The sequence below is a fragment of the Microcoleus sp. bin38.metabat.b11b12b14.051 genome, from assembly GCF_013299165.1.
In the GTDB taxonomy this organism is placed as follows: domain Bacteria; phylum Cyanobacteriota; class Cyanobacteriia; order Cyanobacteriales; family Microcoleaceae; genus Microcoleus.
This window is the reverse complement of record NZ_JAAFKD010000005.1, coordinates 112,216-137,439: the sequence shown is the minus strand read 5'-3', so window position 1 is coordinate 137,439 and position 25,224 is coordinate 112,216. Positions and strand designations below refer to the sequence as shown.

Here is a 25,224-nt window from a genome sequence, read left to right as displayed (position 1 = left end):
TGACTTTAGCCTCCAGAGAGCTTCAGTGCGGTGTGCCCGACTGTTGAATATCCACGCGGTGTCATGCTGGCGCGACTGCTACATCTCGATTAATTTCATAACCGCCGCCAGTTTGACACTTGTGGACTGGTTCGGACAACGCTTTATTGACTTGTACGAGTTTGAAAATAGCGACAAGTTTTGCTTGTGCTGTTGGCATCTACTTTTGCTTCACAGACATCTGGATTGAAACACCGATGAGCCAAGATATTCACAAACTGTTCAAACCCAGCATCAAGGGTATGTTTGCACAACATTCCGGCTGACATTGCTTGGAAATTTAAATTAAGACCAAATATCATTCCAGCGCTGTCGCACAAGTGATGAGTGGTTTTAAAATGAAAGTCCTTTTGAGCGTTCCAGATGAATTCGTGATGAAGAGCAATTCTGCGTTGGAGCCGTTGCAATTCTCTAAAACCTCTAGTCTGGTGCTTTAATTGACGTTGCAGCAATTTCAGCTTGCACTGTCGCCGCACAAAGAACCGAGGTCTAGCAATTAATTGGCCGCCACAGGTTGCCAGAAAATGCTGCATTCCTAAATCCATGCCAACTCCACAACTATATGCCATGGATTGAGGAATTTCTACTGGTGCTTGCGGTGCAAGCTTGACAGAGAATCCATTTGCCTGTTTTGCTACCCTAACTTGCCTGACGAAGCCGCCCAACGGCAAGGGGTGAGATAAACGCATCTTGAGCGGGCATATTTTAGGTATGTTTACCCTCTCTGGTTTGACTGACACTTTGTTCAATTGGGCAGATACAAATGAGTCTATCTGCCGATCGAACAGAGACCAACCGCGACCTTGATCGCACATTGCTACAAATAATAACGCTTCAAGGCTTGTGAGAACCTGCGGCAGTACATGAGTACGTGCAATCTTGAGGTTTCGATTAGTTTCTTTGGCGCGAGCCAGCGACTTGCATTGAGTGTAGAAAGTACGTCTAGGTGCCCCCACAGGCAAAATATATTCCTGCTTTAAACTGCCACTATTGACACTACACTGACGAGAATTGACTCCTTCCTTGCGTTTTGGCAAGGTATAGTTGTAGGCCGCCAGACAAATCTCAAGCGATTTTTCATCATCTGGTGACTGTTCCGGCGTCGGGTCTAATTTGTACTCGTAGGTTAGTGTTTGCATACGTTGATTATAGGGATTGAATAAACAAGTATGTATTTATTCAGGGCGGTTAAAACTGCTGCCTTTTGCCTCTAAGTGCCGATCGCGCTGGGACTGGCGCCCGGTTCTCGGCTCATTACCCTATTCTAAGGCAGCGCGGTTCCAATCCCTAGTCCGCCTCAGGATGGCGCAGGATTTGGGTTGTATCAGGCAAGAGGTCGCGATCGACCCGCAACGAAAGCCTGATACAATCAAAAGAAAGTTTTTGACTGACTGACCTTTTTCGGTTTTGGGCGATCGGCTCGAACCGCAGTTTTGCTAGTCTTGAATCAAGCGGCATCGAGACTGCTCCCAAGCTGGGTCCAAAAACCGGGCGGCGGCAGTGCTTTCAGGAGCCTGCTAGCAAGGCACTGCTGTGCGTGAGTGCTGAACACAGTTGGGAAATCATGCTATCCCCGGATCGGGCAAACGACACCTTCATAGAGGACTATTAGTGTGCTGTATCTAGCGGAAGTACAAAAACAGAGAAGCGGCTTTGGTCTCGGTGGCGGTAAGGCTGAACTGAAACTGCTAGCTTGTCAGCGAGGCGAACACAATTGGGCCGCCGTACCGGGCGATGACGCGATTCCAGTTGAGGAAGCTAATAAGTTTAACGACGGCACCCTAGTGCTGGTGGAGTTGAGCTCTAACAAGCAAGTGCAGCGGATTCAGGAGGCGGCCCGCCAGTTGGTGAGCATTCTGCAAAATTTCTCGCGCTTGCAGGACAAGTTTAAGGATAAGGAAGAGGAAATTGAACAGTGGAAGGCTTCTCTGACGTTTTCGAGTCAGGAGCTCAATCGCCGGGAAATGGAAATGCAAGCCCGCGAAGAGCAGTTGGCTCAAATGGAAGACGAGCTGGAGCGACTTGAGGCTCAGCGATCGGAAATTGAAAACACTCGAGATGAAGCTAACCGACTGCGAGATGAGGTCGATCGCAGTCGCACAGAAATGGAGATGGCTTGGGAACAGTTGCGGGGCGAACAGCAGCAGGTGGCGGCCCAGCAGTCTCAAGCTCCTCAGGGAGCGGTTGTTGACGAGCAACAGGCGATCCGGATTCAGGAGTTGATGAACAAGCTGGGAGGAGCAATTTCTGCGGCCCAAGGAGTTCGAGAACAACTGAATCAGTCTTTTGGTGTTGTGGGATCTCAGCAGGCAATTCTGGATTTGCACTGGCAGCAGTTGGAGCAAAAACGGGCAAACGCTCAGCAACAGCAAGAAGAGGTTGATCGACAAAATCAGAGCCTTCAAAGTCGCTGGCAGGAGTGGTATCAATCCCAAGATGCTTTGGCGCAAGCTCGCGCGGAACTCAAAGGGAACCAATGTACCCTCAGCGCTAAGCAGGAGCAGGCTCAGTCTATGTCTTTGCAGGTGAAGTCTGTTGAGAATATGTACCAGCAAATCTCCGGGCTGGCGTCTGGTTCGGGTGCTGGAGCTACGGAACAGTTAGTAGATGTGTCTGCTCTGGAGAAGATGCCGGTTGACGAGTTGCAAGGGCTGGTGCAACACCTGCAACAGGATTTGGAAAAGGTGTTCCGGTTTGTTAACGATCAAGAGGAAGAGTTGACTCTCCAACAGGAGACTATCGAGGAACTTCAAGCCAAAATTCAAGCTGCTAGCGAGTACGATCGCATGGCTTTGGAAAATGAAATGGCTGATGAACTCGAAAGTTATCAGATGTTGAATGAAACTTTGGTAGGACAGCGCCTCCGCTTGCAGGAACGGGAAAGTGTTTTGAAGCAGCATCAGGGGGTGCTGTGGCGTCGCTTGGGTACTGCTAATCCTCAAAAAACAGAGCCCGGAGATATTGATTTGGGGCCGATCGTTGCACAGCTCAATACTCAACGCCAGCAGCAAAGCCAAAATTTGCAACGGCTGGAAACCGAAATTCAGCAGGTGCAGGAGGCAATATCTCAAATTGAGGGAAATGTCAACCGTCAAAATCGGGAAAATGAAGCAAAACGCAATGAACTTAAGCAGTTACAGCAGAATTTGTTCAACCAGAAAGGTGCTGTGGCTGAACTCTGGGGCCGGGTGAATGTTTATCAAGAAATGTTGCAACCGGTACAGGACAATTTGAGCGGGCTGCGCCAAAAGCTGGAAGCGGTGGGGGGAGAACTCGATCGCGTGCAAGAAACTGGACAGCAGCAAGATAGCCTAGTTTCCGATTTGCGGCAAGCTCTTTCGAGTTTTCTGCCCGGTGCTTAAATGATTAAATGCCGATCGCGATCCAAGGATTTTCAACTCTGGCGATCGCTCCTCCAGGAAAAGGATCGGTTTGCGATCGGTTGGCTGCTGCAATTAAGCTGGTGAGTTTTTCTACGTGTTCAAAACTCGGCGCACAGGGCAATATTCGCTGCAATACCTGCCGCATTGCGCGCCGTTGCAATGCTAGGGGTGCGTCTCGCAAAGTCTGGCGATTTAGCTTGACGGGAAGTTGAATTTTCACCTGCTCGTTGTCTGCAATTGGAGAGATTGCTCGCTGTAGCAATTCGGTAGCTGCAAGTTCGAGATATTCTACGTCGGCGCGCAGGAGTTCGGCTGTTTGAGCCAGGGCTTGTTGCGCTTTTGGATTGAAATGAGTTTCTAAATATGGCAATAATTGCGATCGAATTCGGTTGCGGGCATATTGCAAATCTTGATTGGTGGAATCTTCCCAAATAGGTAGTTTTTGGTCTTGACAAAATTGACCTGTTTGCGATCGGGTTATTTCCAGCAAGGGACGAACCAAGTAGATTTTAGATTTTAGATTTTGGATTTTAGATTTTGGATTTTGATCGAGATTGTCCGATCGAAAATTAGCCGATATTTGGGAGTTATGATTTGCGTCGGAATTCCCCAATCGAAAATCAGCAGACATTTGGGAGTTATGATTTGCGTCGGAATTCCCCAATCGAAAATCTAAAATCGGCAATCGAAAATCGAACAGGGGCCGCGTCCAAGTCAGGGCGGAAAGTCCATCGGCGCCGCTACCGCGAATTAGGTTGTAGAGAAGTGTTTCGGCGCGATCGCTGGCTGTGTGGCCTGTCACAATGTAGGGGTAGTTGTGGGCGATCGCAATTTCGATTAAAGCTTGATACCGCCACTGTCTGGCGGCTGCTTCAGTTTTCAGGATGTCCGAGGCTGTTTGCAAATAATAGGATATTCCCCAATTTTTAGCTAAATTTTCTACATGATTTGCATTAGATTGTGAATCTGAACGCCAGCCGTGATCGCAGTGAACAATGGCTAGATTCCACCCCCATTTTGGCTGCAAATCGAGCAATAATTTGAGCGCGCATAGAGAATCTTGCCCGCCGGATACTGCTACTAACAATCGCTGATTTGAGGGCAATATTTGTCGTTGCAGCAGCGTCCGGTGCAGTTGAGCGTGGAGGTGCGTCCAATTGGAAGATTCAGGCATTACAGCAGTTGGCAGTTGATTGTTGGCAGCTTGCGCTGAGCGAAGTCGAAGAGTTGCCAGTTGTTAGCTGACTCCGAAAGTAATTGGGAGCATCTCGTGCTTTGCAACACCGGATATTTCTTTACAGCGCTCTCCTCGCACAGGAAAGCTTTACACAGCAAGCGAGTGGGGAGATCGCTATTAAATGCAAAACCCAGATGCTCCCCTTTCCCTCTGGCGGAAGCAGCAGCTTAGCTCCACATTCCTCGACTCTGGGGGTGGTTGTCTGAATATCTATAAACACTAAAGTCACTACTTGCTTGTACTGAGTCGCTGATATCTACTTGCTCGTCTCGATCGGTTTCGTCTGAGCTATCTACGACGCTGTTTTCGGCGGTGTCTGATGGTTCCGGGGCAGCGGGAAGGGCTTTTTGTTCTTTTACCTCATTTGCGATCGGGTAAAACTCCAAACGCATCCTAAGTTTGCCTTTTGTCCAATCTTTCCCGGCACTTAATACCTCGCAATCCATGCCATCTAAAAATAAGTTTTGTTCTAGTATTCTTGACTGCATAATTGTCATAAATTCGCTGACTTTGAATGTACATTGATACATCAAAGCGCTGCTAGGAGCAGACAAAACATCGTCTTCTTTGAGAAATATTTGCGAGTCGTCAATGTCGATTGTCATTTTTTTAATCTAGAAAGGAAGTTCGGCAGTGGATTGTGTAGCGGATTTAAGGGATGTCCGGAAGATGTTCGAGGAAAGTAAAATTTTCAGTCTCGATTGTTTTATAAGGTGGCATCGCATTGGTGTTGACATTGCCTAAAAACGTTTGTTTATAGCATTTCTATGAAATATTGGCGGACGTTTGGGGTAATGGGTAATGGGGAAAAAGGCAATCAATAAAAAGCTTGGCTCGTGCCGCAGATGGTGTCGTGCCAATTATTCATTACCCACTACCCATTACCCATTACCCATTACCAGACATACCCGATTTTTTCGAGAAAGGCTATGTATTTTTCGCTTATAGCTTGGTTTCGATTCCCGCTAGCGCCCCTTGGGAAGGGGATTGAAAGGGCGATCGAGACTAGGCAATAAACGATAGATACAAAAGGTTTTAAGCGATTTTGACACTGATGGATGGAATTTTTCACCCTACAACCGGAGACGATATTAATCCCTATTGTTTGAGATAGGCTGTTTTTCTGTGGCTGATTGGTGGCTAAAAAATTAGAAAAACCAACCGTAGGAATGTAAACCTTTGCCTAACAGATTGACGCCTAAATAGCAAATCCAAACTACTACAAAACCTGTGGCGGCTAAAATTGCGGGGCGTCTTCCCTGCCAGCCGCGAGTGATGCGGGCGTGCAGGTAGGCTGCAAATACTAACCAGGTAATCAGTGCCCAAGTTTCTTTCGGGTCCCAACTCCAGTACGAACCCCAAGCTTCGTTAGCCCAAACGGCACCGGCAATAATTCCAACAGTTAGTAAGGGGAATCCTAAACCGATGATGCGATAGCTTATATTATCAAGAGTTTCTGCTAGATTCAAGCGCTGGGGCGAGAGAAGTTCTGCGGTTTCTGTCGGCGCGGTTGATGAGGTTTGAACTGTTGCTAATTCCAGCACTGCGGTGGTGGCTAAACCGTTATTGTTGGAGTTGAATGAGGGTTCGTTGAAGGCTAAGGTGCTGTCGGTAACTGTTTCGAGGGTTTGAGATTCGGGGTTTTGACCGCGTTGGATGCGGTAGTTGACGTTGCGGTTGCCGTTTGTACCGAAGGAACTACCTGTGAGTTCGATTTTTTGACCGCGGGTGACGATTAAAAATGCGATCGCCAGCAGGGCTCCTACCATTAAAGTTGAGTAACTGAGCATCATCACGCTAACGTGCATCATCAGCCAGTTGGATTTGAGGGCTGGTACTAAGGGCTCGGCCGCTTGCATGGTGTCGGGTAGAGTCAGGGCGGCAAAGGCGGATATTGCCATTGCTACGGGGGATGTGGCTACTCCGACTAGGCGGGAACGGCTCATGTTTTCCGCGACTAGGTGGATGGCGGTGATTCCCCAAACTAAGAAAAATAAAGATTCGTAGAGGTTGCTTAAGGGGAAGTAGCCTGCTTCTATCCATCGGGAACCGAGTAGGGCGGCGATGGAGAGGTTGGCGACGGCCATTCCTGCGCTTCCTAGGGCGGATAGGTAGGGGATGCCGGGGAATGCTGCGCCAACCCAGTAAACGAGCATTGTTGCGAACAAGACGGCGAAGGAGATGTTGTCCAGCCAATTCTGGAGTACGACCAGATCCATATAATTTACTCCGGTAGTGTTTTTACTTATTTTTGCTAACTAGATCGATCGTACTGGGGTTAGGCAGTTTTGGGTTTGGGATTTTGAATTTTTGTGGCAATTCTGAGTTTTTGGCGCTGGTGGAGGTGCGGGGGCGATCGGGCTACGATCCTGTGGGCGCATAAAAAAAGCTACTATTGATCTACCGCACGACTGTCTACCGGTCAATGACTCACGTTTGTTGATTCTGGCTTGCGGATTTTGGATGAGTTGGGTGCGCTAGATGAGATGTTGGGCTTCAGACTGTTGCCAAAATACCTAGATTTACCTATGATTTAGAGGAAGAATTCTCGGCACGGCATGGACAGACTGATCATTATTGGGGAATTGGCCCAATTGAAAGCAGTCAGCGTTGACACTATCAGGTGTTGGGAAAAAACGGAAAAATAGAATCAGTCGGTACCTGTAAGATGTACAGATATGATTACATTGAGAGGTCGAATCAGTGCCATCCCTAACCTACGTCAAAGGATTGTCCACTCCAGAGTCGGAACTGAATGCTTTAGGCTTCAGTCAGATGGAAATGTTTTTGACCGCATTTGCTCCTATCTTTAGACTTGCTGCGATTGAGACAGTCAATCAGTTGTTGACCTTTACCGAGTTCAATAAGTCGAAATGGAATACCCACCTTCAAGCAACCTACTCCATCAACAAGCGTCACGCAAATGGCGTTATCACTTACTCAAAGGGCAAAGTTGACGGTGCTGCATTGCATCGCTCATTGCATATCAAAACATTGACGGGTAAGGCGAAGTCGATTGAAATTTGGTTAGGTAAGGCAGAGAAAAAACTTAAAGTGGCGAACAAATTCTACTCAAAAAAAAATTGGCTAGGTAGCAGAGTAGGTTGCAATTTCCCTTTGTCTTGTTCGCTCAAGTACAAGGAAACTAATTGGCAAAACTTACGATTTCAGATTCACAACAAAAAGCGCAAACTTTTCCTTGTTCAAAACAAGCTAGCCACGCTGAAGGTATCACAAATCAAGGTATTCGTACCTCACAATCAAGTCTTTCTTGTGGGTTCTAAGGACGAAACACTGGGGAATGGTATCGCGCAATGGAACGGCTCTATCTTAAAGATTCGAGTTCCAGCTTGTCTTGAAGGGAGTTTCGGCAAAAATGTTTCAGCCGAGATTGGTAATTTTGACCGTAATATTAATCGCTTACCGACTTGCGGTGCAAAGACTTGGCATCTATTCAAGAAAGAAGGTAAATGGAAAGTAGCGGTATCTTTTACGCCAAGCCCTGTTGAGTCCCAGTCTTTTGATAGAGCTTACGGCTGCATTGGGATTGACATGAACCCCGGTTCAATTGGTTGGGCTTATACTGATACCGATGGCAATTTAAAGGCTAAAGGTAAAATCCCCTTACAGATTGGTTTACCTAATGGTGTACAGCAGGCTCAAATCGTTGATACTTGTCTTCAGTTGGCAGTTTTGGCGACAACATTTCAGTGTCCGATTGTTTGTGAGGAATTAGACTTCTCGGACAAGAAGCAGCGCTTAGGTGAAGCCAGCAGAAAGTATTCTAGAATGCTCTCAAGTTGGGCGTACAATGAATTCTACAAGCAACTAAATGCTATTCTTGCTAACCGTGGTATTGAACTAATTACAGTCAATCCTGCATTTACAAGTATTATTGGCTTGTTCAAGTATTTGAGAATGTACGGGCTTGCTAGCGATGAAGCGGCTGCTTTAGTGATTGCTCGTAGAGGCATGAGATTAGGTGAAAAACTCCCAGACTCCATAACCGCCTATGTCGAGGTGAACTCGAACAAGCACGTATGGGGTCAATGGGCCCAATTAAATAACAAGACTAAGCAATCCGGTAAAATAGCTCGTAGACACGATTATTATACCGTTTCTAACTGGAGTTTTCTGGTCAACCCCAAAGAAGTCTGCGGGGAAGCGTTCGCGCACTAGAGAAGATTTGCTTAAACTTACACCGCAGAAGTTTATACCTAGGTTTACCTAAGTTTTTAGAAGCGGTTAATGCGTCGAGATTCAATCTTTTACAAGTTATTTCAAGAAGCTCCAACGCTGCTGTTTGAGCTACTGTCCGAGTCACCATTGAATGCACAACTGTATCGATTTGACTCGGTTGCTGTGAAGGAACCGAAGTTTGAAATTGATGGGGTGTTTTTGCCGCCGGATGCTGAGCCGGGAGTTGTCTATTTTTGTGAGGTGCAGTTTCAGCGGGATGACTTGCTGTACGAGCGTTTGTTTGGCGAGTCGTTTTTGTATTTTTATCGCAATCGCCAGTGGTTTACTGATTGGCAAGCGGTGGTAATTTATCCTACACGATCGACTGAGCAATCAGAAACGCATCCAAGAGCGATCGCTCTTGAACAGCAATCAGGTGCATCGGGTATATTTGGATGAGTTGGGTGCGATCGAACAGTTGCCGCTGGGAGTGGCGCTGATGGCTTTGACGACTATCGACGAGGCGAGTACGCCCTCCGCGGCGCGATTGTTGTTGGCGCGATCGCAGCGAGAGGAATCTGAAGCGGCGAGTCGCGCCATAATAGAGATGCTGACGACGATACTGGTTTACAAGTTTACAAATTTGAACCGAAGGGAGGCAGAAGCGATGTTAGGGATTACGCTTGAGGAAACTCGGTTTTATCGGGAAGCTAAGGAAGAAGGCATTGAGCAAGGTATTGAGCAAGGCATTGAACAAGGCATTGTGCAAGGCATTGTGCAAGGCCGCGAACAAGGCATTGTGCAAGGCCGCGAACAAGAAGGAAGAGCCTTGATTTTACGTCAGTTAAATCGTCGTCTGTTAAATCAGCAAGTGGGAAGTTTGCCGGAATCTGTGACTACCAAACTTGCTGATTTGTCGATCGAGCAAATTGAAACTTTAGCAGAGGAATTGCTAGATTTTCAGTCGATCGCAGATTTAGAGGTTTGGCTGGAGAATTTGCCACAGGAAGATTGAAGCGATTTTAGGGATTACGCTTGAGGAAACTCGGTTCGATCTCGAAGCTCAGGAAGAAGGGCGCTGTTGATGGAGAAATCATTGCCAGATATCGCAACGCCCAATCCTGTGATGCCAGCTCTGGGGTATGACGGGATCGAGAAAAATTATGGCGTTGCGATATCTGGTATGAAACGATCGCTGAAAGCTCAATCTACACTGCGATTAATTATAGTATTCCCCAATGCCGTCGATCGCTCGCACAGTCAAACAGTCGATCGACTAAAATAAATCTGATTACCAAGGATTGCCAATCATTCTAAAAGCCGCCCAATAATAGGGATGAGAAAAATTCCGAGTCCCCGTCTTTGTGATTTCCGCAGGTAGCGGCACATCACCCACAGAAGTCCGCAACATTCCCCCTTCAACCTGCACCTCTTGGCGCAACATCGCTAATTGAGCTTGCCGCACGGCTTCTGTTTTAATCGGAGCATTTTTCAAGTGCCCGTAAAACTCCGCCATCAATCCCAAACTGCCTTCGTCGCTGACATACCAAAGAGTTGCTAGAGCGGATTTAACCCCGGCTTGCACGGCTAAACCGCCAAAGCCTAACTCCGCCTGTCGATCGCCCACAGCAGTCCTGCAAGCGCTCAAAACCAACAGCTCAACTTGGGGGCTGCCCCATCCCATTTGGCGCAACTGATCTAGACGCAATCTACTATCCCACAATTGAATAAAAGATTGGCTCGGATCTCCTGATCGAAATTCGGCGTGAGTAGCCAAGTGAATCATGCCAAATGGCTGCTGCTGGCGCTGCGATTTCAAATTTGCCAGAGTGAAAGCTTGGTTCAAGAAAGACTTTCCGGGCCACCGCTGCGGGGTGATTGCGGATACTTCTATTTCCACCGCAGGTAAAGGACTCATCTCGGGAAATTGCGACGCCCCCATTGCCAGAACTTGGGTATTTTTGAAATTGGTGGGGCTGGTATCTGTCAAACTCAGACTCGGCATCGAGCCGACGCTGTAACGCTCTATCAGAAAGCCTTTACCGTCGTGCAGGGCGGCCATCGGAATCGATCGCAACCCCAGATCCGAGATAAAAGATAAATTCTGAATGCCTTTGGCTTGCAGCTCTGCTTCCAGCGGGGCTACCAGCCACTGGTAGAGCTGCTGGGCTAACGGCAAATAGCTTGTGGTATTGCGCTTTACCGGATTAGTCAGTTCGTTACGAAATCTCCGAACAGCTTCCATTACCTGGAGGCGAGAAGTTCCAGAGATGCGCTGGCGAACAGGAACACCTTCGGGGGTGATCACCATTAGTTCCAGTTCGTCAGAGCCTTGAATTTGCTGTTCTACACGCAACAGCGGCGAACTGTTATAAGGCCGATCGAGTGTAGAACCTCTGGGTGAAAAACTCATATAAACGAGAGCTGGTTTGATACCTGTGGCTTGTTGGACGCTGCGAAGGGTATTTTGAGTATCTGCTAGGGTGGCGATCGTATTTGTGGGCGGCAAACCTAGATAATCAACAAACTCGCTGGTAAATCTGTTTTCTACCTGAAAAATAACCGCGTTAGAGTTGCTTGGTAAGTTGGAAGCCTGAATATCCGGAGATACCGGAGGTGAATTGCGCTGCTGCAACGAATTAGATATCTGGTTTTGCTGTTGCAAGCTGGCGGAAAATAAAGGATTTGTGCTCGGCAGCTCGGTGGCCGAGAGCGACGGTGGGAATTCCGCTGTGGGTATCGGTGCGAGATTGATTGGGGCGGGTGGAGGGACAATTTGAGTAATTGTCGGTGCGGCATTTTGAACGATTGTCGGTGCTATTGCTGCGGGCAAATTCAATACCGGCACGGGATTTTGAACGATTGTCGGTGCTATTGCTGCGGGCAAATTCAATACCGGCGACGGATTTTGAACGATTGTCGGTGCTATTGCTGCGGGCAAATTTGAGATCGGCGACGGATTTTGAACGATTGTCGGTGCTATTGCTGCGGGCAAATTTGAGATCGGCGCGGGATTTTCAATGATTGTCGGTGCTATTGCTGGCGGCAAATTCAATATTGGCGACGGATTTTGAACGATTGTCGGTGCTATTGCTGGCGGCAAATTCAATATTGGCGACGGATTTTGAACGATTGTCGGTGCTATTGCTGCGGGCAAATTTGAGATCGGCGCGGGATTTTGAACGATTGTCGGTGCTATTGCTGCGGGCAAATTTGAGATCGGCGACGGATTTTGAACGATTGTCGGTGCTATTGCTGCGGGCAAATTCAATACCGGCACGGGATTTTGAACGATTGTCGGTGCTATTGCTGCGGGCAAATTCAATACTGGCGCCGGATTTTCAATAATTGTCGGTGTTGGCGCTGCGGGCAAATTTGAGATCGGTGCTGGTGCTGGTGTTGGTGCTGGTGTTGGTGCTGGTGCTGGTGCTGGTGCTGGTGCTGGTGCTGGTGCTGGTGCTGGTGCTGGTGTTGGTGCTGGTGCAGGCGCGGGTGCAGGCGCGGGTGCAGGCGCGGGTGCAGGCGCGGGTGCAGGCGCTGGTGTTGGTGCTGGTGCAGGCGCTGGCGCTGGTGTTGGCCGGGGAGTCGGTGCAACTACGAGTGTTGGCCGGGTAGTTGGTGCAACTACGGGTGTTGGTGCGGGTGTTGGTGCTGGTGTTGGTGCAGGCGCTGGTGCAGGCGCTGGTGCAGGCGCTGGCGCTGGTGCAGGCGCTGGTGTTGGTGCGGGTGCAACTACGGGTGTTGGTGCAGGCGCTGGTGCAGGCGCTGGTGCAGGCGCTGGTGTTGGGGCGGGTGTTGGTGCGGGTGTTGGCGCTGGTGCAGGCGCTGGTGTTGGGGCGGGTGTTGGTGCGGGTGTTGGCGCGGGTGTTGGTGCCGGTGTTGGTGCCGGTGTTGGCGCCGGTGTTGGCGCTGGTGTTGGTGCGGGCGAGCCTGAAGAACCCGTAATCCTAATTTCCGTCGGTTCTACTATTTGAGGGCCGGGGTTGGAATAAAGTCCGTATGCGATCGTATTTTCCTTCTTCGGGCCCCCAGTCGAAATGCTGCCAGCAGTACCGTTGAGTCTGTTATAGTCGCGCCCGACGCTGAAAAGACTATTCGATGCTTGTTGGCCGCCGTGGCTAATGGCGATATCTCCACCGTTAGCGCTAATAGTCGCGGCGGCAGAAATGCTGCAAGAAGCTGGGGCCAAGCAGTTGCTATTGTTGCTGAAAGTGCCTGTGGCTCGGAAATAACGGCCGGCTGTAATGTTAATATCTCCTCCGGCTGTTCCGCCTTCGGTGTTGATACGGGTGACTTCGATGTCGTTGCTGGCTTTGAGGGTGACTTCGCCGCCTTGTTTTTCTGCGGAGTTGGCTTCTATGAAGCCTGTTTGAATGCTGCTTGAGGGTGCTGCTATGCTAACGTCTCCGGCTTTGCCGGTTTTGTCGCTAGAGCCTGTGTTGATGTTGCCTGTTTCTACTTTTCCTGTACGGCTGGTGACGCTGATATTGCCGCCTGCTGCGGTGGTGGAACTCGCATCGATAGCTGCGGTGCTAATGTCGCCGCTAGCTTGCAGCCCGATCGATCCGCGTATTGAGTTGCTTGGGGTACTTAGAAGGTTTCCGCTGGCTGCAATGCTGTTGGCTGCTTGAATTTCGATCGCCCCACCGCTGGCACCTTTTAGTGCTACGTCTCCCGCCCCTATTGCTCTGTTGGACGGCGTGAGTACCACTTCACCGCTAGCGTTGACGCTGATGCCTGTAGCGTTTGCTTGACCGATTCCTGTGAGCAATTCTGGCAATGATGCGATCGGCAATGCTGTGCCGGATGTTGCTGAGAGCGGTTTGATTTCCAAATTCAGCAGGCTGTTTTCTGGGGCGATCCGCACTAAATTTTTGCCGATGACTGATGCTACCGTAATTCGACCGCCTGGGGCCGCCAGATTACCGGTGCTGACAACGGTACCGCCGATTAAGGTTAAGTTCTGCCCTGACTTGACTGCTAAGTCTGCCGTGCTGATAATTGCTGCGGCTCGATCGGCTCCAAATGTAAAGGAATTGGGCGTGCCCGTCAGAGATGTGTAGGTATTAGTACCTGTAGCATTAAACGAGTTAGAACCTAATCCAATAGCGGTGGCGGTGGTTGCAGTGAAAGAAGCAGGCACGTTTAAGCTGGCACTGTTGCCAAATATAATACCGGATGGATTCATCAGAAACAAGTTAGAATTGCCACCTGTTACTTGAATTAAGCCGTTAATAATCGAGGGACTACCGCCCCCGACGCGCACTAAAATATTGCGAATGTTCGGGTTTGAGATAAAGTTAGCAATCTGATTTGGCGATAAGCCGAATTGTGTAAAACTATGGAAAAGATTTTGGCGATCGCTCGATAATTGTCCGCCTTGAATGTCTAAACGAGTTTGCCCTGCTGGAGTTACCGTTGGCGATGCAGGAGTTACTGTTGTACCCGTTCCGTCCGCCGCCGGCACGATGGTTTGAGCTGCGGCTTTTGCTTGCAAAAAGTAAAGATTTATTAAGGCTAATTGCAGAGAAAGTACGAGTTTGCTGATTCTTGATAGAGACAGGGGTTTAGCGTGACTTTGCATATTTTGGGCGGTTTTCATAGCTTTTTAAAGTGTAAAATTTATAAGTTACAGGGTTCTGTTCCCAACGCCTGTTCGTAGAGAAACTTTGGTTAAAGACGCTATATTTATGAAGCAACTGGCTTGCTGACCGAAAGTTTGTTGACGGCTAAATGAGTAAAAATGGCCACCGCATATGCAATTCCCCCTGGCGCATCTTCTCCCCAATCTCAATATAACTGACCTTGGCTAAAAGCTGTATATTCCGCATGACATAAAAAAGGGCTCTCCCTCACAAATGCACTCCGAGGTCGATCAACCTAGTTGTTTAATTATTATTGAGATTTGCGTTGCAACGAATTATGGCTATTGAAAAATCGGCGTTGTTGCTTCCCATGCTGACTGAAAAAATTCGCCCAAATTTAGGGTTTCATTTTATACAAAAAAACAATCATTCTCTACAATTGTATGCCTTGAAAATTATGACAATAAAAAGTAAGTAAAATTTTTAAGGTATTAAGAAATTCGGTTTTGAACGACAATACTTAGTTGCAGTCAAAAACTCAAGTAAAAAAAACTTGGTTGTGAAGGTTTGTGTGCCTGTGGCAGAATCTGGGCAATATGAGCTAGGGTGGGAAATTGCAAGGTAATCGGTAGAATTGTTGCCTAAATTTTTGAGCGATCGGCAAATCGCAGATTAAGGTAGATAGACGCAAATTAAGGTAGATAATTTCCCGAGCTAACAGCCGCAGGCGATCCGATCGCGAATTGCTCGCCTGCGCCACAAAAATTCATAAAGGCTATAAGTCCTGTTCTTGGATCACACTTTTCCATCGACTATGGGCTAGCAGAAAAATCTTCTTTCTATCCGTTAAATCGCTGATAGTGCAGCGAAAGTCGAACTTCTTGATTCCTTGGCCTCTAAGTCAAATTTTTAGAGGGTTCAGAAACCCGGTTTTTTAAACAACCGGGTTTTTCGGTTTCTTGGTGTGAGAGTGAAGTAAAACTACTTAAATCCGGCTCAATTTTCCTCTAACAGCCCGATCGGCTATTGTCGGTTTGGAGCGGCTGCTTTTAGGTTTTAATCGATCGCGCGGTGTTGCTGTTTAATGGGTTGTCGCGGCGGATTTGTGGAATGATTTAAGAGTTAATTTGGAGAATTTTGGACGCTGGGCGAGGGACTGGGTGATGCAGCACTGCTGGGTGATGCAGAGCTGCTGGGTGATGCAGCACTGCTGGGTGATGCAGAGCTGCTGGGTGATGCAGGGCTGCTGGGTGATGCAGGGCTGCTGGGTAAGGGATTGGGTGCAGGAGTGGATTGGTCGGATTTTTTGAGACCGACAAAAGCGTCGTAGCGGGTGGTACGATCGCCAATGACTGCTGCTGTAATGCCGATCGAGCGCATGGCATCGATCCAGATTTTTTGGTTGGGAGGAAACTCCGGTAAAGCTAGGTTTTTCGGGTTAAACGCAGTCTCGGTGTCGATGAAGAAATTGCCGTTGTGGGGTTTAAGTTGCGATCGTACAGTTTTTTGGAAAAATTCGCTGCTTAATAGCGGACTTTTCGGCGCCGGAACGATCGAGTCAACCACCGGAGCTCCTACTGTAATAAACGCCACATCGTTGATCCAACCGCGAGTTACCGTAATTCCTCCGAAGGGCGATGTCCATTTAGTTGCAGGTTGACCGCCGAGTTGAATGTCCTCAACTCTAAACCCTTTGGTTTTCATCGTTTCATCAAGCTGTTTCAGGGTTTTGTTGGCTGCGCTGCGGTTGTTTGTTTCTACCATAAATACAAATCCAGCAGCATATTTGTCTTTAGGATTCTGCGCCGGAGCAGGTATTAACGATACAGAAAATTCTCCCGCCATCCAGTTGATTACGTCTTTGTCTAAATCTAATCCGGTAGTGGATTTTAAACCAGTCCGCAAAACTTGGGGATTGATCGGGGAAAGGGGGTTGGTATCGGCTCCAGATACGTAGTCTTGCCACAGACGCTGCAAGTTGCCACCGGAGACCATCATGATTGTATTGCTGGGCAGGCGGTTAGCCATTTTGAGAGCGTTGTTTTCTACTGCTATACGAATGCTAGAGTCTGGTTTTAGCCAAGAGATTGATTTGAATTCAATTCCTTCTGCATCCAGCGTCGCTGTGGTGGCAAATCCTTGATTTTGTTGCAGTTTTTCGAGGTTTTGGGCCGAAATTTCTCGGGATGAGTTGGCGGCTGTATAGGCAGCGGCAACGGGGATGTTGACGTAGATTTGACCGAAGGCGCCGGAATTTTTTATTTGTTGGATGGCGTCTCCATAGCCAGGGGTTTTAGCGAGAGATGGTTCGCCTTTGTAGGTGTCGATGATTCTGTCTGTGGCGCTGGGATCTGTGGTGACTGCTAGATAGTTGGTGCCGAGTACCGCGACTGAGAAATTGCGATCGGGTACGCCTTGAGTTTCTGTAACTTGCACTCCTTTGTAATTGCGCTCAACCATTTTTCCTTGGTTGAGGGGTCTGGGTTTTGCTAATAATTCTTTGGCTTTGATCGGGTTGGCAATTGGCAGGATAATTGCGACTGACTGTTGAATTGGCGGACGCGGGGGCGCGTTGGGTGCTGTTGGGGGGACTGGTATGGCTATTTTGTTTCGCAGGAAGGCCACCATTGCGGTATTCCCCACCCACGGCTGAATGTCTTGTGCGTAGGCGTAACCGTTGTTTGTCAGCAGGCGATCGCGCATTTCGCTTAAAAATCTTTCAAACGAAGCTTTTGACTCGGGCGTACCAAATTCTTGGAGTTTTTTCCACTGCGATTCATCGGTGCTGATGGATAGCGCCATCATCGCATCTTGGGGCACGACGGTTGCTCCTGGCGGCAAATCTTTGGCTGGGCCGCGGGAAATGACGATCGAGTAGGTGAGAAAGCCTAAACCGATCAAAAGTGTGGCGGCTCCGATCGTAAACAGCAGGGAAGATTTATCTTTCTTAAACATTATTCGTAAGGTTCGGGTGCTCGCAACATGATAGATGATTCTTGGCTAATGTAGCAGATAGCTGGTAAAACTATAGTCATTTATTGCAATGACATGGGAGGCGTTAAGTCCCTCCCCTTTCCGTTTTACTTTGAGCGGATTAACCCGCCTCGGCTGAACTACGCAGCTCCCTATCCCATTGCTGAACGCATTTGGGATTGCTTTTCTGAGGATATTGTACGCTGCATTCACATCGGAATTAATTAGCTGACCAACCGATGTTTTGTACAAACCCCGCTTAATCCGCTTACCAGTAAACACAGGCTCTTTTTCGGTTTTTCCATAAACAGGAATGGGGTCTAAACCTAAAAAACTGGAGCGGGATGTGTAGGATTCTTCCTGCACAATTACATTGATTCCAGCCAACCGAGCTTTGTACTCCAACATTTCAATTAATCGAGAGTGAGGAATATTAACAAAGTTTTGATTGGTTTGCTTCCCTAGATCAATTTCTGTTTTCCACTGCGCGTTCTTGCCAATTACTAGCGTCCCAATCTGCTTGGTGAGCAAAAGGTTAATAATTAGACGGCTAGCATGATGTAAGTAATTGTCAACTTTCTGATTGATCCAGCGAGTTAAGCGCTGAATGCGGGGCGAAGTTTTTCGACTTCCTTTTAATTGAGATTGTAATTGTGAAGAGCGTTTGTTATAAAACTGATTGATAGATTTCAGTGGTCGCCCGTTAATCAGGATCGGGGTAAAACCCGGCTGATTTGAAGTTAACGCCACCAAGTTATCTAGTCCTAAATCAATACTAGCTACAGAATTAGCGTTGCCAAGGGTGGACTCCGGTTCACTTCGACTACGCTCAGTACAAGCATCATAAATTACCTCAATTACATAGGAATCACATTTCGGAACCAGCCTAATTTGGCAAACCTGGTGGGGATTGACTTGGGTTTTAATTAAAAGTTCTGTACCCGAAAGTTTAATGATTCCTTTCTTCAACTGTTTGCTGCTAATTGCTTGAATCGTGTAGACGAGAAGATTTCGCCCTTTAGTCTTATCTTTGTACTTTGGCAATTTTGGGCGACCCGTGAATTTTGAAGAATCAACTTTGTAAGCTTTAACGGCTTCAAAAAACGATTTCCAATTCTTGTCTAGCACCATCAAGATTTGCTGACTTACTTTAGCAGGCAAAGCCTTATATGCTTCGTGAGACTTCATCAATCGGTTCATTTCGTTGTAATTGACATAACCCCATCCATAAATAAAGCTCTGACGAATGACGTAATTGGCTGCATTGTAGAGGTTTTTGGACTTGAAAGCTAGTTCGTCTATTTGGGCGAAACGGTGTTCCGTTGATTTAATGATGTGCCTCTCTGTTAGTTGCATTTGAGACTTGCGTTTTTTGGGCTATGCGTATTCCTTGTTCAACACTCACAACAATATAATACCATTATTGTTTATAATTGCTTATAAACTCAATGAAGTTTTACAATACGTCAAATCTAATACCCGCATAATGTTTGAGTCTGCGATCGCCTAAATTCTGCGGCGCTCCCGGGGGATGCGCCACAGAATTTAGATGATTGCGCCCCCGTGTTTAAGAAAGATGCCAACGGGAGCGATACTCCTCGCTGTCAGCGAGGGTTTTGCAGGGTTTCGGTTTCAAGTTGACACCCGTGCAGCCGGATTGAATTGCATCAATTTTTGAGCATCGTTCAACCGCAGATGTAGGGAAAATTAACGCAGATAATCTTTCGATAATTTTCCGATGGAGGCAATGCAAGTCTGAGTAATTAGTTGAATCAGTTTCTCGCCTGAAAGTCTTTAAATATAGTTTGAAATGAGTACATTAGCCGGTGAACATTGTTCGTGGCTCTTGGAAAAATGTTGAGTTCCCATTTTTTGCGAGCGGTAGTTAGCAGTTTGGCTGCGGGTTGCGAGTAACTATTAGAGATGAAATAGCTGCCTCCTTCGTAGCGAATATCTGACGCTAATCCGATAAAAGCCCCGGCCGTTTCTAGTTGGAGTTCGGAGGTACAGTGCTCGGATTTTACTGCTAAAATTACCTGCGAGTGTCGCGGCTCGCGTTCGAGCAAACGGCAGATATTTGCTTCTTTTTGGTACAAAATTAACAGGTTGCAGTTGTGCAGAACTCCGGCTCTACCTTGGACTTTTACTCCGAGGTGAATTTCGAGGGCGGGTTTGTTGGGAAATTCCACCACAGCATGAGTGTATGGATGTGCATTTCCGTGAATTTTTCCCGCGGTTTTTCTAAATGTTAGATATCTTGGTGTTTCGTCGTCTACGACATTGTTGTAATAAACAGTACCACCTTCATTAGCAACTGCTTTGAGCAGGATGGTGAATAGGTAAGCGTCAAAAATGCTTGCTTGTTCTCCCGCTTTGTTGAAATCTGGGTCGATCGAGCTTTTTAATTTGCTTTTAATTTCGGAGTTGATGGCGTAGTTGCTGGGCCCGGAGGGCAGTTTTTCCAGCAGTTGCTTGAGGGCGATCGCCTGTTTGTGGCGCGGGGCTGTCACGCTGGATGTAAACTCGATGGTTTGGGCTGCTTCTGTACCTGAATTGGCAAAGCTAATTTTTGTACCTAGGGGAGAGGTTTCAGATTCTACTTTCAAGAAATAAGCAATTTCGTCTTCCATTTCCGAAGAGTTCACCGTCGCTTGCTCCACAGCCTGAATTAACAGCAAAAGCTGTTCTTTTGCGGTATAATCTTGTATCTTCAGTAGCGGTGTTTTTCGTTTGAGCGATCGCTCTTCTATTATTTTGCCAATCTCTACAGTATCCGCTACTTGTTGGACGACCCAATCCAATTTAAACTCATTTAGAATTGCCGCCAGTTCTTGATAGACTTTGGCATACTCGATCTCATCCATAATTGCTTCTGCGCTGCACACTATTCTAAATTATACAAGCAGATTTGATTTTTTGGTCAATGGTCTGCGAGCAGAGAGCGGGGACAGGATTCTTGCTGCGGCTGCGCTGAGTGACAAGTCGGCGCTGATCGTGGTACAGAGGGATGGGACTGTGGGGGAGGATGAAATTTTCGGTTCCTTGAAGCCCGATCGAGCTTACTGATGGCAGATTTGATATTATCGAGCTGGTTCTACACTGTCTAATCGGTACTGCAAGTTCCCAGAGTTCCCTCTTTTTGGAAATTCATCAGATATCTTGCAAAAGTCTTTTCGATCGACTTTTGGAACGGGTAAGATGCCCGTTCCACAACAGCTAGGAACGGGCATCTTGTCCATTCCTAGCTGTTTTTACAAGAGGTCTATCAATTCCTCAATTCCTCAAATTTTAAATCTAAAATCTAAAATCTAAAATCTCACGGCTAGCCTCCACAGTTCTCACTGCTTCCCAATTCCTCAATTCCTCAATTTTCAAATCTAAAATCTAAAATCTAAAATCTAAAAGCTCACGGCGAGCCTCCACAGTTCTCACTGCTTCCCAATTCTTCAATTCCTCAATTCCTCAAATTTTAAATCTAAAATCTAAAATCTAAAATCTAAAATGGTATAAGCTATTGTACGACATTTGCAGCGATCGAACTATGGCAACTATCAACGACAATTACCTGAAACTCAAAGCCGGCTACCTGTTTCCCGAGATTGGGCGCAGGGTGAAAGCGTTTGCGGAGGCGAATCCCTCTGCGCCAATCATCCGGCTGGGGATTGGCGACGTGACGGAACCGCTACCGGCTGCTTGTCGCGAGGCGATGGTGAAGGCGGTGGAAGAAATGGGTTCGCGGGATACCTTCAAAGGATACGGCCCGGAACAAGGTTATGAGTGGCTGCGCGAGAAAATTGCCCAGCACGATTTTCAATCGCGGGGATGCCAGATTGAGGCTTCGGAAATTTTTATTTCTGATGGTTCTAAATGCGACTGCGGCAACATTTTAGATATCTTTGGCAATAATAACACGATCGCAGTTACAGACCCAGTGTATCCGGTGTATGTAGACACTAACGTGATGGCGGGACACACGGGAGATGCCAACGAAAAAGGCGAATACGAAGGCTTTGTTTATCTGCCAATTTCCGCAGACAACCATTTTACGGCGTCTATTCCCACAGACAAAAAAGTTGATTTAATTTACCTGTGTTTTCCCAACAATCCGACGGGGGCGACGGCCACGAAGGAACACTTGCAAGCTTGGGTAGATTATGCTAAAGCTAACGGATCGATTATTTTCTTCGATGCGGCCTACGAAGCGTATATTACCGATCCGAGTTTGCCGCATTCTATTTACGAGATAGAAGGGGCGAGGGATTGTGCGATCGAATTTCGTTCGTTCTCAAAAAATGCTGGTTTTACTGGTACTCGCTGCGCCTTTACAGTAGTCCCGAAGAATTTGACAGGAAAAGCTGCTGACGGTTCGGATGTGGAAATTTGGAAGCTGTGGAACCGCCGCCAGTCTACTAAGTTTAACGGCGTTTCTTACATTGTGCAGCGCGGTGCAGAGGCGGTTTATTCTGAGGAAGGCAAAGCACAAATTCAGGCGTTAGTCAATTTTTATATGGAAAATGCGAAGATTATTCGCGAGAAATTGACAGCAGCCGGAATTCAGGTTTACGGTGGCGAAAATGCGCCTTATGTGTGGGTGAAAACGCCTCACGGTTTGTCAAGTTGGGAGTTTTTTGATAAGTTGCTGAATACTGTGAATGTGGTGGGAACACCGGGTTCTGGTTTCGGTGCTGCGGGCGAGGGTTATTTCCGAATTTCGGCGTTTAATACTCGGGAGAATGTGGAGGAAGCGATGAGACGGATTGGGGATAAGTTTAAGGTTTAGGCTCGAAGGCGATCGCCAAACTGAGCGCAGTAGAAACACTGGAAAATACAGCAGCAACTATTGCAAGGCTCGTTTGGCAATTTGCTTTGAGTGGCGGGCGATCCTTCCTGTGCGGGCGGTTCGTAGTGCGGACTTAAGTCCGCTCTTGGTATGCGGACTTAAGTCCGCACGCGCGAACACATAGCCCGCCAGAGCGATCGAGCGTATCATCTGTTTGTCCCAGCGTTTTGTCTCTTAAGTCTGGCTTCTGAGCTGGATTGACTTACCAAGAAGAATGGGTTTAAACCCTCCTGTTTCTAGGGGGAAATTAAACAAAATTATTCACTGTTTCAATCCTCTTTATTGTAGCGACGGGTAGCTGTTAACTGTTAACTGTTAGCTGTTAGCTGTTAACTGTTAAGTGTTAACTGTTAGCTGTTAACTGTTAACTGTTAACTGTAAACTGTAAACTATCAACTGCATCAAAGGGAGATTCAGAGTTGTTTGCTGGTTGCGAGCAATTTCTCTCTGGGCGCGGGATTGGACGAAATATGCTGGTTAAAAAGAACCTGTCTCTGCGTGAGCCGCGTGACGCTAATCGGAATTTTGATGGCAAACTCTGTACCTTGTTCGGGTGTGGAAGTACAGAACAATTCACCATGATGTCTTTCTGTAATAATTTGATAGCTGATCGACAAACCCAGTCCCGTGCCTTTGCCTACTTCTTTCGTGGTATAAAAGGGATCGAATAACTGCTTCATTACCGATTCTGGGATGCCTTTTCCGTTGTTAGCAATGCGGATTTCTATCCAATTGCTGTCTAAAATTTTGGTTGAAATTTTGATAGTACCGAGTTCGCCTTGACTGGCTGCAAGTGATGAATTTTGTTCTTTTGCTGCTTCTGCTTCTTCTTCTAAAGCATCAATGGCATTAGCAATAATATTCATAAATACCTGATTGAGCTGTCCGGGATAGCACTCTATTTTTGGCAAATCGTCATATTTTTTAATAATTTGAATACCTGGAAAATTAGAGTGGGGTTTGAGACGGATTTGCAAAATCATCAGGGTGCTGTCAATGCCTTCGTGGATGTCGGCTAATTTCATTTCTGCTTCGTCAAGCCGAGAGAACAGTCTTAGCGATTTCACAATGTCGCGAATTCGGTTGGCTCCGGTTTTCATGGAAACTAAGATTTTTGGTAGGTCTTCTCTGATAAAATCTAAATCAATTGATTTGATTTTTTCTTGAATTGCAGGTTCGGGATTGGGGTATTTTTCTTCATAGGTGTCTGTGAGTTCCAGCAAACTTTCTACATAGTTGGTGGCGGGAGCGATATTGCCGTAAATGAAGTTGATGGGATTGTTAATTTCGTGGGCGACGCCAGCTACTAATTGTCCTAGAGATGACATTTTTTCGCTCTGGACAAGCTGGCATTGCGTCTGCTGCAATTCTGATAAAGTTTGGGCGAGATGTTGAGTTTGCAGCTTTAATTCGGCGGTGCGTTCTTCTACTCTAATTTCTAACTCGTCTTTAGCTTTTTTCAGTGCCTGTTCTACTGATTGGCGCTCGATTATTTCGGCTTGTAGGAGGCTGTTTGCTAGTGCTAGCTGTGCGGGACTGGGAAGGGCTAGGGCTTGAGGGATTAAGTTTACTAAAAGTATGGCTGTAGCGAAGGAAATCATGGCGGTAATTGCTTTCATGGTTCCGGAAATCCAATAGATAGGATGCCACAGCGTCCAGACTTCAAATATGTGAGTGATCCCGCAGGCGACGATAAAGGCTCCAAACATGGCAAAGATCCAGTTGAAAGGTAAGTCTTCGCGTTGCGAAATAAAGTAAACCAGTGTAATGGGGATTGAGAAATAGGCGATCGCAATTATTGAATCTGAGGCTACGTGTAGCCAGACTAACTTGGTTTGCCAGAGATAGCAGTGACCGTGGGGAATAAATGACCCGGAACTAAAAAAAGTTTTCCACATATCCTGCATAATATTTCCTTTGAGTTGTGAGAAAATAGACTCTGACTGGTGTCAATTAATTTCAACCAGGGGTTTATTTCACCTGCGGCTTAATCACCTATGCGTTCATATTCTCTGCTAGCTTCAGCAAAAATCAATCTGTATTTGGAGATAATAGGCGATCGCCCCGACGGATATCACGAACTGGCGATGGTGCTTCAAAGCATAGATTTAGCCGATCGAATTGACTTGCGCGCGATCGGAACCGACACGATCCGCGTGCGCTGCGATCACCCGCAAGTCCCGCCGGATAAGAATAATCTGGCTTACCGGGCGGCGGATTTGTTGGCGCAGCAATTCCCCGATGCTTTGGCGAAATACGGCGGAGTCGAGATTGCGATTCACAAGCAGATTCCGGTGGCGGCGGGGCTCGCGGGCGGTTCTGCAAATGCGGCCGCAGTGTTAGTTGGGATGGACTTGCTGTGGCAATTGGGACTCACTCAGTCGGAGTTGCAAGAGTTGGGGGGAACTCTGGGTTCTGATGTGCCTTTTTGCATAACTGGAGGTACGGCTCTAGCAACTGGCCGCGGGGATAAACTGTCTCCACTCCCCGATTTGGGAGGGTTGTACGTGGTACTGGCAAAGTTTCGCAATCTCAGTATTTCTACTGCCTGGTCGTATCAAACTTATCGCCAACAGTTCAGTAGTTCCTATTGTGCACCAGAGGATTTGGATTGTCGCCGGGAAAGGCTGCATTCGGGGCCGATGGTGGGGGCGATCGCGCAAAAAGATCGATCAAAAATTGGTCAATTGTTGCACAACGATTTAGAAAAAGTTGCTTTACCAGTATACCCGCAGGTGTTGCAATTGCGCGAGGCTTTTGAGTCGGCGGGAGTTTTGGGCGCGATGATGTCGGGTTCCGGGCCGACGGTGTTTGCGCTGTGTGAGTCTCAACAGCAAGCTCAGCAAACTTTAGAACGGGTGAAAAGTGCGATCGCTTCTCCGGATTTGGATTTTTGGGTAGCCAAGTTTAGCAATACAGGTATTCGGATTTTTTCTGAGGGAAATGATGTAAAAGCAGCGGTGGCGACGGTGTAACTCGCAGGTGGTG

General features: G+C 47.4%; 18 protein-coding genes. 9 read left to right on the top strand and 9 right to left on the bottom strand.

Translation table 11 applies throughout. The features are described from left to right. Positions 1–143: 143 nt before the first annotated feature. Positions 144–1,178 (bottom strand): transposase, encoded by a 1,035-nt coding sequence (locus QZW47_RS08005; protein WP_293125865.1) that lies wholly within the window; start codon positions 1,176–1,178, stop codon positions 144–146. Positions 1,179–1,652: 474 nt separating this feature from the next. On the opposite strand from QZW47_RS08005, the gene hmpF reads away from it, so the two are divergent. Beyond that, complete coding sequence (gene hmpF / locus QZW47_RS08000) at positions 1,653–3,401, top strand: pilus motility taxis protein HmpF (RefSeq protein ID WP_293125863.1); 1,749 nt, start codon at positions 1,653–1,655, stop codon at positions 3,399–3,401. A 4-nt stretch (positions 3,402–3,405) separates the two neighbouring features. On the opposite strand, the gene tilS is transcribed toward hmpF, so the two are convergent. The 3 genes from tilS to ccsB form a co-directional block, all read right to left on the bottom strand. Continuing rightward, positions 3,406–4,596 (bottom strand): tRNA lysidine(34) synthetase TilS, encoded by a 1,191-nt coding sequence (gene tilS, locus QZW47_RS07995; protein ID WP_293125861.1) that lies wholly within the window; start codon positions 4,594–4,596, stop codon positions 3,406–3,408. 230 nt (positions 4,597–4,826) lie between these two features. Beyond that, entirely contained in the window at positions 4,827–5,264 is a 438-nt protein-coding gene (locus QZW47_RS07990; RefSeq protein WP_293125859.1) for a KGK domain-containing protein, read from the bottom strand. Between the two features lie 543 nt (positions 5,265–5,807). Continuing rightward, the gene (ccsB, locus tag QZW47_RS07985) at positions 5,808–6,878 is read right to left on the bottom strand and encodes a c-type cytochrome biogenesis protein CcsB (RefSeq protein ID WP_293125857.1); all 1,071 of its coding nucleotides are present in this window, start codon (positions 6,876–6,878) and stop codon (positions 5,808–5,810) included. Positions 6,879–6,910: 32 nt separating this feature from the next. On the opposite strand from ccsB, the gene QZW47_RS07980 reads away from it, so the two are divergent. From QZW47_RS07980 to QZW47_RS07960, 5 genes are all read left to right on the top strand, one after another. Then, entirely contained in the window at positions 6,911–7,042 is a 132-nt protein-coding gene (locus QZW47_RS07980) for a hypothetical protein (RefSeq protein ID WP_293125855.1), read from the top strand. 347 nt (positions 7,043–7,389) lie between these two features. Then, positions 7,390–8,838, top strand: coding sequence for a hypothetical protein (locus QZW47_RS07975; protein ID WP_293125853.1), 1,449 nt, complete (start codon positions 7,390–7,392; stop codon positions 8,836–8,838). A gap of 69 nt (positions 8,839–8,907) precedes the next feature. Beyond that, complete coding sequence (locus QZW47_RS07970; protein ID WP_293125851.1) at positions 8,908–9,297, top strand: DUF2887 domain-containing protein; 390 nt, start codon at positions 8,908–8,910, stop codon at positions 9,295–9,297. Continuing rightward, a complete protein-coding gene (locus QZW47_RS07965) occupies positions 9,260–9,853 on the top strand; it encodes a DUF2887 domain-containing protein (protein ID WP_293125849.1) in 594 nt (197 codons plus the stop codon). Before QZW47_RS07970 ends, QZW47_RS07965 begins: the two co-directional genes overlap by 38 nt. Positions 9,854–9,922: 69 nt before the next feature. Further along, positions 9,923–10,123: a hypothetical protein gene (locus tag QZW47_RS07960; protein WP_293125847.1), complete on the top strand. Its 201-nt coding sequence runs from the start codon at positions 9,923–9,925 to the stop codon at positions 10,121–10,123. A 6-nt stretch (positions 10,124–10,129) separates the two neighbouring features. Here QZW47_RS07960 and QZW47_RS07955 read toward each other — a convergent pair whose 3' ends face one another. The 4 genes from QZW47_RS07955 to QZW47_RS07940 all read right to left on the bottom strand — a co-directional run bounded on the left by QZW47_RS07955 (position 10,130) and on the right by QZW47_RS07940 (position 20,260). Continuing rightward, positions 10,130–14,440 (bottom strand): CHAT domain-containing protein, encoded by a 4,311-nt coding sequence (locus QZW47_RS07955; RefSeq protein ID WP_293125845.1) that lies wholly within the window; start codon positions 14,438–14,440, stop codon positions 10,130–10,132. Positions 14,441–15,545: 1,105 nt separating this feature from the next. Next, positions 15,546–17,378: a DUF3352 domain-containing protein gene (locus QZW47_RS07950; RefSeq protein WP_293125843.1), complete on the bottom strand. Its 1,833-nt coding sequence runs from the start codon at positions 17,376–17,378 to the stop codon at positions 15,546–15,548. Between the two features lie 45 nt (positions 17,379–17,423). After that, a complete protein-coding gene (locus QZW47_RS07945) occupies positions 17,424–18,752 on the bottom strand; it encodes a transposase (RefSeq protein ID WP_293125841.1) in 1,329 nt (442 codons plus the stop codon). Between the two features lie 416 nt (positions 18,753–19,168). Continuing rightward, entirely contained in the window at positions 19,169–20,260 is a 1,092-nt protein-coding gene (locus QZW47_RS07940; protein ID WP_293125839.1) for a hypothetical protein, read from the bottom strand. A gap of 52 nt (positions 20,261–20,312) precedes the next feature. On the opposite strand from QZW47_RS07940, the gene QZW47_RS07935 reads away from it, so the two are divergent. Both QZW47_RS07935 and QZW47_RS07930 read left to right on the top strand, forming a co-directional pair. Next, a complete protein-coding gene (locus QZW47_RS07935; protein ID WP_293125837.1) occupies positions 20,313–20,462 on the top strand; it encodes a hypothetical protein in 150 nt (49 codons plus the stop codon). Positions 20,463–20,937: 475 nt separating this feature from the next. Beyond that, positions 20,938–22,176 carry an LL-diaminopimelate aminotransferase gene (locus QZW47_RS07930; protein WP_293125835.1) on the top strand — a complete coding sequence of 413 codons (1,239 nt, stop codon included), beginning with the start codon at positions 20,938–20,940 and terminating at the stop codon, positions 22,174–22,176. Positions 22,177–22,649: 473 nt separating this feature from the next. On the opposite strand, the gene QZW47_RS07925 is transcribed toward QZW47_RS07930, so the two are convergent. After that, the gene (locus QZW47_RS07925) at positions 22,650–24,143 is read right to left on the bottom strand and encodes an ATP-binding protein (protein ID WP_293125833.1); all 1,494 of its coding nucleotides are present in this window, start codon (positions 24,141–24,143) and stop codon (positions 22,650–22,652) included. A gap of 90 nt (positions 24,144–24,233) precedes the next feature. On the opposite strand from QZW47_RS07925, the gene ispE reads away from it, so the two are divergent. Further along, entirely contained in the window at positions 24,234–25,211 is a 978-nt protein-coding gene (gene ispE / locus QZW47_RS07920) for a 4-(cytidine 5'-diphospho)-2-C-methyl-D-erythritol kinase (RefSeq protein ID WP_293125831.1), read from the top strand. The last annotated feature ends 13 nt before the right edge of the window (positions 25,212–25,224 follow it).

What these genes read in the sequence shown, in the direction of transcription:
- QZW47_RS07945 (WP_293125841.1), bottom strand. Translation starts at nt 18,752, where the DNA reads ATGCAACTAACAGAGAGGCACATCATTAAATCAACGGAACACCGTTTC.
- QZW47_RS07930 (WP_293125835.1), top strand. Translation starts at nt 20,938, where the DNA reads ATGGCAACTATCAACGACAATTACCTGAAACTCAAAGCCGGCTACCTG.
- QZW47_RS07950 (WP_293125843.1), bottom strand. Translation starts at nt 17,378, where the DNA reads ATGTTTAAGAAAGATAAATCTTCCCTGCTGTTTACGATCGGAGCCGCC.
- tilS (WP_293125861.1), bottom strand. Translation starts at nt 4,596, where the DNA reads ATGCCTGAATCTTCCAATTGGACGCACCTCCACGCTCAACTGCACCGG.
- QZW47_RS08005 (WP_293125865.1), bottom strand. Translation starts at nt 1,178, where the DNA reads ATGCAAACACTAACCTACGAGTACAAATTAGACCCGACGCCGGAACAG.
- QZW47_RS07970 (WP_293125851.1), top strand. Translation starts at nt 8,908, where the DNA reads ATGCGTCGAGATTCAATCTTTTACAAGTTATTTCAAGAAGCTCCAACG.
- QZW47_RS07940 (WP_293125839.1), bottom strand. Translation starts at nt 20,260, where the DNA reads ATGGATGAGATCGAGTATGCCAAAGTCTATCAAGAACTGGCGGCAATT.
- ispE (WP_293125831.1), top strand. Translation starts at nt 24,234, where the DNA reads ATGCGTTCATATTCTCTGCTAGCTTCAGCAAAAATCAATCTGTATTTG.
- QZW47_RS07960 (WP_293125847.1), top strand. Translation starts at nt 9,923, where the DNA reads ATGGAGAAATCATTGCCAGATATCGCAACGCCCAATCCTGTGATGCCA.
- QZW47_RS07990 (WP_293125859.1), bottom strand. Translation starts at nt 5,264, where the DNA reads ATGACAATCGACATTGACGACTCGCAAATATTTCTCAAAGAAGACGAT.
- QZW47_RS07955 (WP_293125845.1), bottom strand. Translation starts at nt 14,440, where the DNA reads ATGAAAACCGCCCAAAATATGCAAAGTCACGCTAAACCCCTGTCTCTA.
- ccsB (WP_293125857.1), bottom strand. Translation starts at nt 6,878, where the DNA reads ATGGATCTGGTCGTACTCCAGAATTGGCTGGACAACATCTCCTTCGCC.
- QZW47_RS07925 (WP_293125833.1), bottom strand. Translation starts at nt 24,143, where the DNA reads ATGCAGGATATGTGGAAAACTTTTTTTAGTTCCGGGTCATTTATTCCC.